This window comes from Winogradskyella sp. (assembly GCF_045105575.1).
In the GTDB taxonomy this organism is placed as follows: domain Bacteria; phylum Bacteroidota; class Bacteroidia; order Flavobacteriales; family Flavobacteriaceae; genus Winogradskyella.
Genome location: NZ_JBGCDQ010000048.1, coordinates 48,737 through 61,480, shown reverse-complemented (window position 1 = coordinate 61,480; position 12,744 = coordinate 48,737). Strand labels below are relative to the sequence as shown.

Below are 12,744 nucleotides of genomic sequence, written 5' to 3'. Positions count from 1 at the left end.
TGAAGGGTTTAAATTGTAAGATCTAGTAAGGTTTTTTATCTGAAATTATACACCACTTTTTCACCTTCATTATTAATAACTTCGATTTGAAGTGGTTCATTTAAATTTCTGGTTTTCATTGTTGTCTGTACATCGTCAACGGAGTATAATTTTTTACCATTAATTTTTGTGATGACGTCTCCTTCTTTTACATTATTGCTATTCCAATATGGTATATAATTTTCATCTGTTAATTTGTGAATTTTCACACCGTAAGTGGTGTTATAAGCTTTTAATTCTTTGTCCGTAGGGTTTTTTACAAAGCCTACAGTTGGAAGCGTAGTAATTGATGGTTTCAGTAAGGTTACAGGTATAACTTCTTCATCTCCACCTCTTAGTAAGGTCACATTCACTACATCATCAGGACTTTTAGTTTTTAAATATCCTGTTAAATCAGAAAATTTATTAATATCAACACCATCTACTTTTCTTATAATATCTCCAGATTTAATGCCTGCTTTTGCAGCTCCTGTTTCTTCTTGTACATCACTTACATAAAAGCCTTGTGTGGTTTCTGTACCTAATTTTTCTGCGGTTTCACTATTTAAAGCTCCTCCAACAACTCCAAGAATACCATTTTGTACATTACCATATTCCATAATGTCGTTGACGATTTTTCTAGCAATATTGCTTGGTACAGCAAATGAATAGCCAATATAAGAACCTGTTCTTGAAGAAATAGCCGTATTAATACCAATTAAATCTCCATTGGTATTGACCAAAGCTCCACCTGAGTTGCCAGGATTTACGGCTGCATCAGTTTGAATAAATGATTGCGAATTTTGTCCAGATAAATCGCGAGCCTTAGCACTTATAATGCCTGCGGTTACGGTAGAATTTAAATTAAAGGGATTACCAACGGCCAAAACCCATTCGCCAATTTTAGCATTGTCAGAATCTCCAAAAGCCATAAATGGTAAATCGTCGTCCGTTTCAATTTTAAGTAATGCGATATCAGTCGCTTCGTCAGTACCGATCAGTTCAGCGATATATGCTTTGTTATTATTTAAAGTAATACTGATTTTGTCGGCATTATTAATCACGTGGTTATTAGTAACAATATAACCGGTTGGCGAAATAATGACACCACTACCTGTACCGACTTGTGCACGTTGCGAATTTCGACCAAAAAATAAATCTTGCATCGTCATTGGTGCATTGACGATAGAGGTATTTTTTACGTGAACCACAGCATCTAATGATTTTTCAGCAGCTTCCACAAAGTTAGGAGCGATAACTGAAGTGGTGTTTCTTGTGTTCATGTAATTAGCTGTAGGCACAAATAAAGGGGCTTCAGAAGCTTGTTCTACAATTAAAGGATTATTATTTTTTTCGACAAAGAGTTTATAACCGCTTAGTGTTAATAGACCACCTAATGCCGAAACACATACTAATGTTAGAATCTTCTTCATTTTTTTTTCAGATTTAAGTTTAACTATTGATTTAATTGTTTGTTATCTTTTAACGATTAAAATTAGAGATTTATTGATTTCATTTTTCATTTTAACTACTATTTAACGTCAAATTTAACGACGCTTTAACATCATATTTTATAGTCGAATATGCTTATATTTGCTACCAACTTATGGCAATAACATTTTACAAATATCAAGGCACTGGTAACGATTTTATAATCGTAGATAACCGCTTACATTTTATAAACAAAAACGATACCAAACGCATAGCAACCTTGTGCGACCGACGTTTTGGCATTGGAGCAGACGGTTTTATACTGTTAGAAACTGACGAAAATTCAGATTTTAAAATGGTGTATTACAATGCAGATGGTAATGAAAGTAGTATGTGTGGTAATGGCGGACGTTGTATCGTAGCATTTGCAAAGTTCTTAGGTATTATTGAAAATGAAACTGAGTTTGTTGCGATCGATGGTTTGCATAAAGCCAAAATTGAAAATGACGTGGTACATCTTCAAATGCAAGATGTTTCTGAAATACAGATTTTTGAAAATCATCAATTTTTAAATACAGGATCTCCGCATCATGTGGAACTATGTTCAGACTTATCGCAACTAAATGTAAAAACTGAAGGTGCACGAATTAGATATGGAGACATTTATACTAATAGTGGAAGTAATGTGAATTTTGCAGAGCAGATTGCTAACGATAAATTTGCTGTTAGAACTTACGAGCGTGGAGTGGAAGATGAAACCCTTTCTTGTGGAACTGGAGTTACAGCAGTAGCATTAGCGATGCATAAAACAGGTAAAACACAACATAATAATGTGACTTTGAAAGTTGAAGGTGGTGAACTGAAAGTGACGTTTCAAAATGATGAAAATAGTTACCATAATATTTGGCTAATCGGTCCTGCCGAGCAAGTATTTAAAGGTGAAATTAAATGGTAAGTTTAAAAGCAGAACATATTTATTTAAGAGCTTTAGAGCCAGAAGATCTAGACTTTGTTTATGAAATTGAAAATGATACGAATTTGTGGGTGTTGAGCGATACGCAAACACCATATTCTAAATTTTTAATTAAACAATACCTAGACAATGCGCAACAAGATATTTTTGAAGCCAAACAACTACGATTAGCTATTTGCACTAAAAATGACAAAACTATTGGTTTAATTGACGTGTTTGATTTTGATATAAAAAACAAGCGTGCTGGTATCGGTATTCTTATTCAAGATAAAGCTAACCGAAATCAAGGTTATGGGAAAGAAGCCTTAGATGTATTGGTAAATTATTGTTTTCAGACCTTACATTTGCATCAAGTTTATGCCAATATTTCTGAATCTAATTTAGCCAGCTTAAAATTGTTTCAAGCCAATGGATTTAAAATTATAGGATTAAAAAATGATTGGAGTTTTAATGGTGAAAACTTCACGAACGAATATCTATTACAACGCATTAAAGCATAATTATGTACATTAAAAAAATTCTTTGGGCTATTGCACTGATTGGTTTGGCTGTTTTCGCAGGCTTTGCTTATTATATTTACGGAGCTATGTTTTCGCCAAATACAAAATTCAATAATGAAACGGCCTATATCTATATATCCACAAACGCAGACTATTCTGAAGTACGATCTCAATTAGAACCGCTTCTAGAAGATATTGATGCTTTTGATGCGCTAGCGCATCAGAAAAAATACAGTTCAAATATTAAAGCAGGTCGTTATGCTATTACGAAAGGCATGAATAATAATGCTATTATTAATTCCATCCGAAGTAAAAATTTACCAATTAAAATTGCGTTTAATAATCAGCACAGTTTAGCCGATTTAGCGGGAAGAATTAGCACACAAATTGAAGCCGATAGTTTGTCTTTGTTGAAGGCAATGACTGATGATACCTTTCTGAATAAGAATGGTTTTAACAAAGCGACTGCCTTAGGCATGTATCTGCCGAATAGTTATGAGTTTTTCTGGAACACTTCTGCGGAAACCTTTAGAGATAGAATGCTAAAAGAATACAACCGCTTTTGGACGGACACTAGAAAAGCACAAGCTGAAAAATTAAATCTAAGTCCGAACGAAGTTATAACCTTAGCCTCTATAGTACACGAAGAATCTAAACAAGCAGACGAACAACCAAGAGTTGCAGGAGTTTATTTGAATAGATTGCGCATTGGTATGCCTTTGCAGGCTGATCCGACTTTGAAATTTGCGGCATATCAATTACCAACATATAAAAACACGATTATAAGACGTGTTTTAAATATTCATAAAGAGATCGATTCTCCTTATAATACGTATAAGAATTTAGGTTTACCTCCAGGACTTATCGCCATGCCAGATTTATCAGCAATAAAAGCAGTTTTAAATCCTGAAACTCATCAATACCTCTATTTTGCAGCAGATGCAAAGCGTATAGGTTACCACAAGTTTGCAAAAACACTTGGGCAACATAACAATAATGCAAGGGCTTACCATCAATATTTATCGTCTCAAGGGATTAATAAATAAGGTGAAGCGTTTTTACTGCTATACCGTTTTTTTTATTTTTTTAAGTCATTCGCTTTTTTCACAATCTCAATTCAATTCCTTTTTAAAACCGAGCGATTCGTTAAATCTTACACGCAGAAATATTGTGGTAATCACAGAAACCGCGCTAGCTACAGCAACCTTAGTCGGACTCAATCAATTATGGTACGCAGATTATCCACGTTCAAAATTTCAAACTTTAGATGATAGTGGCGAATGGTTGCAGATGGATAAAATGGGTCATGTGTTTTCTTCTTACCAATTGGGAAGGCTAGGAGCCAATGCTTTAAGTTGGGCAGGAGTCAGCAAAAAAAATCAGCTTATTTATGGATCTACCTTAGGTTTGGGTTTTTTAACTGCTGTTGAAGTATTAGATGGTTTTTCAGAAGAATGGGGATTTTCTTGGACAGATATGGCAGCCAATGCCGCAGGAACAGGTTTGCATGTAGGTCAAGAATTACTATGGGATGAGCAACGCATCCTTTTAAAATATTCTTTTCAGCGTACTCAATTTGCACAACAACGCCCTAATATATTAGGCAGCGGCCTTTCTGAAGAATTTCTAAAAGATTATAATGGACAAACGTATTGGCTTAGTGCTAATATAAATTCATTTTTAAAAACAGAAACCATTCCTAATTGGTTGAATATTGCCTTTGGTTATGGAGCCGATGGTATGCTGACAGGAAATCCAAATGACTTATCCGTTTTAAATCAGAACAGAACACGTCAATATTACCTGAGCTTGGATGTTGATTTAACCCGAATTAAAACAAATTCTCACGTCCTGAAATCCATTTTTGATGTTTTAAACGTAATTAAGCTACCTTTTCCAGCCATTGAGATAAACAGCAATGGACGGATAAAAGGACACTATATCTACTTTTAAGTTAAAAATTTAATACTTAAACGGTTGATTTTCAATAATTAGAAAAATGTCGTATATTTGCACGCGAATTTGATAAAGTAGTTTGAGGAAATTATTTTACAACATAAATTTAGCTGTTATGATTAAAAATAGCATTAAGAATTTTATAGTACCTTTTGCAATTTGTTTATTTGCTGCATTAGCTTTATATCCAGATTCATCTCTAAATCCTGAGCATTATTCTACAGAGGGATTGGAGCTTAATTATAATATTTCAGAAGATTTAGCGATGGTTGATTTGGACCATGCTTCACATCAAAGTTTATTTACCCCACATTTAGGAAAATCCTTTCAAGGTTTTAAAGAAGCGTTAGCATTTAAAGAATCTCGAGGTGATTATTTTACGGTTAATTCTTTGGGTTATTTAGGTAAATACCAATTTGGATCAGAAACTTTAAAGTTAATAGGAATCTATACTCCAAATCAGTTTTTGTACAATCCTGAATTACAAGAAAAAGCATTTATTGCAAATGCAGAACGTAACAAATGGGTATTACGAAAAGACATTAAACGTTTTGAAGGCAAACAGATTGCTGGTATAAAAATAACAGAATCAGGTATTTTGGCTGCAGCGCATTTGGCAGGACCAGGAAGTGTGAAAAAATATCTTCGCAGCTCTGGAGGTCATAATATTTCGGATGCTTATGGTGCAACAGTAAGATATTACATGAAAAAGTTTTCAGGTTATGATACATCTATGATTATTCCTGATCAAAAAGCGAGAGTAACTTTGTAGGTTTTAAGTTCGGATTTTAGAGTTCAGTGTTGAGAGTTCGGAGTTTCAAATTGGAATGACTAATTATTCCTTTTTCTTTGTCAATTTCCGTGCCGTCTCTGTGAAACTTTGCGTAATCTTCCGTCTTCCATCTAAAAAACTCAATCCTTCTGAATAATAAATATCGCAGGACGTTTATGGAAATCTTCTTTATTATGTTTCCAGTCGCTAGCTGATTTTGTTTTAATAAATTCTGTTGGTAAAGTTAAATCGCAAGCAATACAAAGTCGTGTGCTAGGATGCAGCGTGTTTGCTAAATCTTCAAGCATTTTCATATTTCTATAAGGTGTTTCTATAAAAATTTGAGCTTGATTATGTTCTTGGGATAAACGCTCTAAGGTTTTTAATTTTGCTTTACGTTCACTTTTATCAATAGGTAAATAACCATTAAAGGTAAAACTTTGGCCATTCATACCTGAACCCATTAATGCCAATAATATAGAAGATGGCCCAACAAGAGGCACAACTTTTATATCCATTTGATGCGCTAAACTTACAATATCAGCACCAGGATCTGCAATAGCAGGACAACCAGCTTCAGAAATTAACCCTATTGAAATACCTTCTAAACATGGATTTAAAAAAGTATTGCGTTCTGCTTCTGTGGTATACTTATTAAGCACTTGTAATTTTAATGAGGGCTGCGACTTTCCAGAAGAGACGCGTTTTATAAAACGACGTGCTGTTTTTTCATTTTCAACAATATAATAATCAAGTGATTCAATTATTTTCTTAATAGAAATTGGTAATACTTCTAGTGGTGGATTATCTCCTAACCGTGTTGGTATGAGATATAATTTTCCTTTTGTTTCGCTCATTACTGAATAACCAGTTTATGTGTTCCTTGTGATCCGTTGTTCGAATTTACGTTTAAAATATAAATACCACCAGCCAGTTGTGATGTGTTAATAGTTTGAATATTGTCTTGATTACGACTAACGGACATTACTTTTTTACCTTGTAAATCGTGAATATCTATTTCAATTGCCTGGTCTGAAGTACTAAAAGGCCCAAAGTTAATGTTGACCTGATTTTTTGCTGGATTAGGATAGATAGATATGGAAGATATGACATCATCATCAAGACTTAGAGTCGTATCAATTAATTTAAAAATGTTTCCTGATGAAAGGTCTGATACATAGATTTCACCATTTAAATCTTCACCAAATGCAGACCATTGTCCTGAAAATTGTTCAAAGGTTTTGGACCAAGTCATCGTGCTTTCGTTAAACGTTAGGTATCCAATTTCTTGACTACAAATATCTGCAAAGAAGTATAAGCCTTCAAAATTAGTATAGGTAGTTCCTCTATAACGGTATCCGCCTGTTATGGAACATTTAGACGCTCCATCACCAGAGTGAAAATATCCTTCAACTGGAAATGTGTAAGCACTAGCATCGGAACAGTCGTCTGTATTAAAAGGACCATTGCCTTCATAACATCTCCAGCCATAATTTAAGCCAATTGCGGCCTCTGCTGAAGATACCATATTGATTTCTTCGTATTGGTTTTGGCCTACATCTGCAATCCATAAATCATTTGTAAAACGATCAAAAGAAAATTTCCAAGGATTTCTTAAGCCGTAAGCAAAAATTTCTGCTCTAAAGTTAGGGTGACCTATAAAAGGGTTGCTCGAAGGAATACTATAATTTTGTGTCGGTGTCGTAGCATCAATATCTAACCTTAAAAGATTTCCTAATAAATTTAAAGTATTTTGTGCGTTATCTTCTGGATCTCCACCAGAACCACCATCACCTGAAGCAATATAGAGATAACCATCTGGTCCAAAGGCTAAATCTCCACCATTGTGGTTGGAGAAGGGCTGGGCGTAGGTGATAATTATGAATTCAGAAGTAGGATCAGCAATATTAGAATTTGTAGCATCTCTTGTAAATCTCGAAACCACTGTATCACCAGCATTATTAATATAGTTAATGAAAAAGTAACCATTTGAGGCATAATCTGGATGAAAAGCTAAACCCAAAAGGCCACGTTCATTTCCTGTGTTTATCACACGATTATTAATATCTAAAAACGGAGTGCTTTGATTAGAGCCATCAGCATTAATTATTTTAATAAGGCCGTCTTGTTCAACAATAAAGAGTCTATCGTCTCCAGCATGTTTAATACTTACAGGGCGGTCAAAATTTGAGGCATAGAGTTCTAGATCTAAGATTTGAGCACTTACGAAAGACGTTGTTATAAAAATAAACAGCACTAATGTAATTGTAGATTTCATTTTTTTAGAATAACAGAGTTAAGCCCCTAAATTACAAAAAAGAAAAGTAGTTAAGGTGTTAATGTTTTCCTTACGCTTGTAATTGCTTTGCTAAGATATCGCAAGTCTCGTTAACCAAAGTGTAAACATATTCAAAATCTGATTGGTCTCCATAATAAGGATCTGGCATGTTTTTATTTTCAATGGAAGGATGTGTCTCTAGAAAAAGTTTTACTTTTTTAAGGTCTTCGTTGGTTCTAGCCAAACTAATAATATTGTCATAATTAGAATGGTCCATAGCGTAGATATAATCAAATGTATCAAAATCTGAAACTTTAAATTGCCTAGCACTTTGATGGCTAATATCTAATCCATTGTCACGCGCAACTCTAATAGAGCGTTTATCTGGCGCATTACCAATATGATACGCTGCTGTACCAGCAGAATCAACATAAAACTCAGTTTCGGAAAGTTTAGATTGCATCACTCCATGTGCTAAAGGAGAACGACAAATGTTTCCTAAGCATACCATTAAGATACGTGTCATAAAATGAAATAATTAAAGGGCTAACTTTTTAGATAAGTCTTCAACGTATTTTCTAAATTGCTTATCTGTAGAAGACAAGTTATCAACGGTTTTACAAGCGTGTAATACGGTTGCGTGATCACGTTGCCCAATTTGAGAACCAATACTAGCCAAAGACGCTTTAGTATATTTTTTAGCAAAAAACATAGCTAATTGACGTGCTTGCACAATATGGCGCTTTCGAGTTTTAGATTGAAGCGTATTGACATCCATTTGAAAATAATCGGAAACCACTTTCTGAATGTAATCAATAGAAACTTCACGCTTCGTATTCTTTACAAACTTCTCTACAATATCCTTCGCAAGATTAATTGTGATTTCTTTTTTATTAAAGGATGATTGTGCGATTAATGAGATAATAGCACCTTCTAGTTCTCTAACATTTGTTTTAATATGCTTCGCCACATATTCTACAATGTCATCTGGCATTTCAACACCATCTCTGTAAAGTTTATTCTTAAGAATAGACACTCTCGTTTCAAAATCTGGTGTTTGCAATTCTGCCGAAAGTCCCCATTTAAAGCGCGATAGTAAGCGTTGCTCAATATCTTGCATATCTACAGGTGCTTTGTCACTTGTTAAAATAACTTGCTTTCCGTTTTGGTGCAAATGATTAAAAATATGAAAGAAGACATCTTGCGTACCTGTTTTACCAGATAAGAATTGGACATCATCAATAATAAGTACATCTATAATTTGATAGAAATGAATAAAATCGTTTCTATTATTCTTTTTAACAGAATCTATATATTGTTGCGTAAATTTTTCAGCAGAAATATATAAAACGGTTTTTTCAGGATATTTATCTTTTATATCAACACCAATAGCGTGTGCTAAATGTGTTTTACCTAAGCCAACACCACCAAAAATTAAAAGTGGATTAAAAGACGTGCCTCCTGGTTTATTAGCAACTGCAATACCTGCATTTCTTGCTAATCGGTTAGAGTCGCCTTCTAAGAAGTTTTCAAAACTATAACTTGGGTTAAGTTGCGATTCAATCTTTACATTTCTAATGCCTGGAATAATAAATGGATTTCTTAATTCAGGACTTTTATTATTAAATGGCACATCAACATCTTGCGATTTTAAGGCAGAACGGTTAGCACTTGGAATTTTCTCGGTAAACGGTTGTTTGTTACCATAGGTGTTTTCCATTTTAATAACGTACACCAATTTAGCATCTTCACCTAACTCTTTGGTCAAAGAAACTTTAAGAATTTTTACATAATGCTCTTCTAACCATTCATAAAAAAATTTACTTGGTACTTGTATGCTTAAAGCGTTGCCAGAAAGTTTAACAGCATCTATAGGTTCAAACCATGTTTTATAGGCTTGTGGTTGTATATTGTCTTTTATAAAGGCAAGACAATTACTCCATACAGTTTGAGCTGTGTTCTCCATGCGTTAATTTTAGATTATGCGTTGTTAGTTAGATTCGCAAAAAAAAAGAGAATTAGAATTCTCTCTACGTTTTCAACAGGACAAATATGTGAACAAAATTCTTAAAAAAAAAATCTTATATCATTGAATGTTTAGAATTTTTTCCTCATGTTTAAAACGTTATAAAACTACAAATTTATTCCTAAACAAAAGTATATATCAATATGAATTATAATGAAGCAGAAATAAGAGTGCGTTATGGCGAAACAGATCAGATGGGCGTTGTATACCATGGGAACTACGCTGTGTACTTTGAAGTGGGTAGAACTGAGTGGTTGCGTGAGTTTGGACTTACTTATAGCGGAATGGAAGCAGATGGCATCATGCTACCTGTGGTTTCATTGTCTATAAATTACAAAAATTCAGCACGTTATGATGATGTGCTTAAAGTAAAAACAACACTAAAAAAAATGCCAACAGCGTCTATTGAATTTGAATATGAACTACGAAATGACTCGGATGTTTTACTGGCTACAGGGAGCACAATTTTAGCTTTTATAGACACGTTGAAGAATAGACCTACACGATGTCCGAAATATCTTTTAGACAAACTGCAAAATTATTCGTTATAATTCTTTAATCTCTACTCCGAAAAATTGATTAAACAGTTCAAATACTTTAGAACTGTTACTTTTTCTGACAGATATTTCTAACAAGCAATTTAATTCTAAAGTCTGATTTGTAATTTCAACGTCATTTTCTTTTAGAATTCGCATCACTTTGCTCATGTTTTTATATTCAAATTGAAGTTGAAAATTTTTGTTAATCGTGCGTTCTACAATTTTTGAAGCTTCTAAGGCGAATTGCGCACCAGTTCGGTAGGCGTTTATTAAACCACCAACTCCGAGTTTTACTCCTCCATAATACCTAACAACCACAATTAAAATGTTAGTGACCTCAAAAGATTGAATTTGTCCATAAATAGGCATGCCAGCCGAATTGTTAGGTTCTCCATCATCATTGGCTCTGTATTGCATGGTTTCCGTCCCAATCTGATAAGCATAACACCAATGCCTTGCAGAGTAATGTTCTTTTTTTAAATCTTCAAGGTGCTGTTTTATCTGAGCTTCATTAGTTACAGGATACGTAAATCCATAAAACTTGCTATTCTTATCTTTAAAGAGTTCGCCTTTGGCTGGTTTTAAAATGGTTTTGTAGAGGTCGTTTTCCATTACGCTAAAGTCACTAATAAAATTGAGATTAAAGCCAGCCCAATTCCTATCCAATTAACAACACTGATTTTTTCTTTAAATAAAACTAAACCAATTAAAGACGACAGCATTAAAATAGCAATATTGTTAATGGTAAATAATGCAGAGCTTTCGGTATTTTCAACGCGCAATGCTAATAATAAAAAATGAATGGAACAGTAATTTACCAGACCTAAAGCCATGCCAAAAGGTATACTTTTTAGTTGAAATCTTTGTTGATGTTTTAAGTTATTAAACACTAAGACAGAAACACCAATAACTGCAGCTATTGCAAAAATAGTTGCTGAGAATAAAGGGATGTCATCATCTGGTGCAAAATAATTTATGGACGTGTCTATAACACCAGAACCAAAAAACAGAATAATAGGTAAGTATAAAGATTGTGTGAGTACAACTGTTTCTTTCTGCTTTATGGAGGTTAAATAAACCGCAACTAAAGCTAAAAGAATGCCTATTATTTTCTGAGCACCAACACTTTCATTAAACACTATAATTCCGAACATTACAGGAATAATAACACTCATTTTACTAGAAACCGAAGCAACAGAAAGTCCGTTTTTTTGAGCCGTTAATGCCATCACATTGAAAATGGCGATAAATAAAAAGCCTAGAGCAACGGCAGCAAAGAACCAACTGGTTTGTATGATTTCAGAAGGGATAATAGCTTCTTCATAAAGCATAAACCCACAAAAACAAGCCGTAAAATAGTTAACAACAATGACCTGTAACGTATTGACCTTATATTTCCCTAAGAGTTTAAAAATTACAAAAATCCCAGTAGAGGATAGGATACTAAGTAGCAGATATATCAAAAGAGCTCTTTTTTAGTTTCAAAAAGCGTCACTACATCTTCTTTGGTTTCATCAATGTTCCAAGTATGAAAGTTTAATGTTTTAGCCATATCTATGTTGTCTTTAGTATCGTCGATAAAAAGACATTCGTTAGCAATAAGTTGATTTTCTTTGAGCACGAATTCAAAAATATCCGCATTTGGTTTTCTTAGGTGAATTTCTTGAGATAAGTAAAAGACATCAAAATAAGCTTTAAATTCCTCGTAAAATGAAACGTTCTCTTTTATGAAATTGATATGTAAATCATTAGTATTGCTTAGTAAAATAAGTTTGTATTCTTTTTGATGTGCTAATTCTTTAATAAAATCTAATCTGTGTTTTGGGAAATCTTTAATAATGAAATTCCAAGTATTTATAAGCGCTGTTTCATGAACGTTTGAAAATTTAGTTTTATAAAACTTAATAAATTCTGAAGTTGAAATCTTACCAACTTCATAAAGTGTGTTGGTTTCAATTATATCTGCTTCAAAGGTTTCAAGCTGAAATAAGTCCAAAGCGTTTTGCATAGCACCTTGCTTATCTAAATTGATAAAAACATCGCCAAAATCGAAAATTAGTGTTTTAATCATGTTTGTTTCTCTTGAAAATTAGTTATCTTAAGTTATTCTATTCACTAGCTCAGACCTGTCAGGTTTTTAAAACCTGACAGGTCCTGTCTCAGTTACGTTTGTTCCTGAAATTAAAGATGGTGTTTTTACTCATAATCATTTCCTTTCTTTCACACTGAGTGTAGTAGAAGTGTTTTTTAT

At 33.5% G+C, this 12,744-nt stretch carries 14 protein-coding genes; 6 read left to right on the top strand and 8 right to left on the bottom strand.

Going from position 1 to position 12,744, the window contains the following annotated elements:
- Positions 1 to 35: 35 nt before the first annotated feature.
- The gene (locus AB8B52_RS11805; protein WP_406028348.1) at positions 36 to 1,451 is read right to left on the bottom strand and encodes a trypsin-like peptidase domain-containing protein; all 1,416 of its coding nucleotides are present in this window, start codon (positions 1,449 to 1,451) and stop codon (positions 36 to 38) included.
- A gap of 173 nt (positions 1,452 to 1,624) precedes the next feature.
- On the opposite strand from AB8B52_RS11805, the gene dapF reads away from it, so the two are divergent.
- From dapF to AB8B52_RS11780, 5 genes are all read left to right on the top strand, one after another.
- Positions 1,625 to 2,404 carry a diaminopimelate epimerase gene (gene dapF, locus AB8B52_RS11800; protein WP_406028346.1) on the top strand — a complete coding sequence of 260 codons (780 nt, stop codon included), beginning with the start codon at positions 1,625 to 1,627 and terminating at the stop codon, positions 2,402 to 2,404.
- Positions 2,398 to 2,922, top strand: coding sequence for a GNAT family N-acetyltransferase (locus tag AB8B52_RS11795; protein ID WP_406028344.1), 525 nt, complete (start codon positions 2,398 to 2,400; stop codon positions 2,920 to 2,922). Before dapF ends, AB8B52_RS11795 begins: the two co-directional genes overlap by 7 nt.
- Positions 2,923 to 2,924: 2 nt before the next feature.
- Positions 2,925 to 3,968: an endolytic transglycosylase MltG gene (mltG, locus tag AB8B52_RS11790; protein WP_406028343.1), complete on the top strand. Its 1,044-nt coding sequence runs from the start codon at positions 2,925 to 2,927 to the stop codon at positions 3,966 to 3,968.
- A gap of 1 nt (position 3,969) precedes the next feature.
- Entirely contained in the window at positions 3,970 to 4,875 is a 906-nt protein-coding gene (locus AB8B52_RS11785) for a DUF2279 domain-containing protein (RefSeq protein WP_406028341.1), read from the top strand.
- A 118-nt stretch (positions 4,876 to 4,993) separates the two neighbouring features.
- Positions 4,994 to 5,650 carry a peptidoglycan-binding protein LysM gene (locus AB8B52_RS11780; protein WP_406028339.1) on the top strand — a complete coding sequence of 219 codons (657 nt, stop codon included), beginning with the start codon at positions 4,994 to 4,996 and terminating at the stop codon, positions 5,648 to 5,650.
- Between the two features lie 140 nt (positions 5,651 to 5,790).
- On the opposite strand, the gene AB8B52_RS11775 is transcribed toward AB8B52_RS11780, so the two are convergent.
- From AB8B52_RS11775 to dnaA, 4 genes are all read right to left on the bottom strand, one after another.
- Positions 5,791 to 6,507, bottom strand: coding sequence for an SAM-dependent methyltransferase (locus AB8B52_RS11775; protein WP_406028337.1), 717 nt, complete (start codon positions 6,505 to 6,507; stop codon positions 5,791 to 5,793).
- Positions 6,507 to 7,928, bottom strand: coding sequence for a PQQ-dependent sugar dehydrogenase (locus AB8B52_RS11770; protein WP_406028335.1), 1,422 nt, complete (start codon positions 7,926 to 7,928; stop codon positions 6,507 to 6,509). Before AB8B52_RS11770 ends, AB8B52_RS11775 begins: the two co-directional genes overlap by 1 nt.
- A gap of 70 nt (positions 7,929 to 7,998) precedes the next feature.
- Positions 7,999 to 8,454, bottom strand: a complete 456-nt coding sequence (locus AB8B52_RS11765; RefSeq protein ID WP_406028333.1) for a low molecular weight protein-tyrosine-phosphatase — start codon at positions 8,452 to 8,454, stop codon at positions 7,999 to 8,001.
- Between the two features lie 12 nt (positions 8,455 to 8,466).
- Entirely contained in the window at positions 8,467 to 9,894 is a 1,428-nt protein-coding gene (gene dnaA / locus AB8B52_RS11760) for a chromosomal replication initiator protein DnaA (protein ID WP_406028331.1), read from the bottom strand.
- A 203-nt stretch (positions 9,895 to 10,097) separates the two neighbouring features.
- Between dnaA and AB8B52_RS11755 the strand changes: the two genes are divergently transcribed.
- Complete coding sequence (locus tag AB8B52_RS11755) at positions 10,098 to 10,505, top strand: acyl-CoA thioesterase (protein WP_406028329.1); 408 nt, start codon at positions 10,098 to 10,100, stop codon at positions 10,503 to 10,505.
- Here the strand turns inward: AB8B52_RS11755 and AB8B52_RS11750 are convergent.
- The 3 genes from AB8B52_RS11750 to AB8B52_RS11740 are packed head-to-tail and all read right to left on the bottom strand — an operon-like array spanning position 10,500 to position 12,564.
- Positions 10,500 to 11,105 carry an IMPACT family protein gene (locus AB8B52_RS11750; protein WP_406028327.1) on the bottom strand — a complete coding sequence of 202 codons (606 nt, stop codon included), beginning with the start codon at positions 11,103 to 11,105 and terminating at the stop codon, positions 10,500 to 10,502. The two genes, AB8B52_RS11755 and AB8B52_RS11750, sit on opposite strands and share 6 nt — an antisense overlap.
- Positions 11,105 to 11,956: an EamA/RhaT family transporter gene (locus AB8B52_RS11745; RefSeq protein WP_406028325.1), complete on the bottom strand. Its 852-nt coding sequence runs from the start codon at positions 11,954 to 11,956 to the stop codon at positions 11,105 to 11,107. Before AB8B52_RS11745 ends, AB8B52_RS11750 begins: the two co-directional genes overlap by 1 nt.
- Complete coding sequence (locus tag AB8B52_RS11740; protein WP_406028323.1) at positions 11,953 to 12,564, bottom strand: HAD family hydrolase; 612 nt, start codon at positions 12,562 to 12,564, stop codon at positions 11,953 to 11,955. Before AB8B52_RS11740 ends, AB8B52_RS11745 begins: the two co-directional genes overlap by 4 nt.
- Positions 12,565 to 12,744 lie beyond the last annotated feature (180 nt).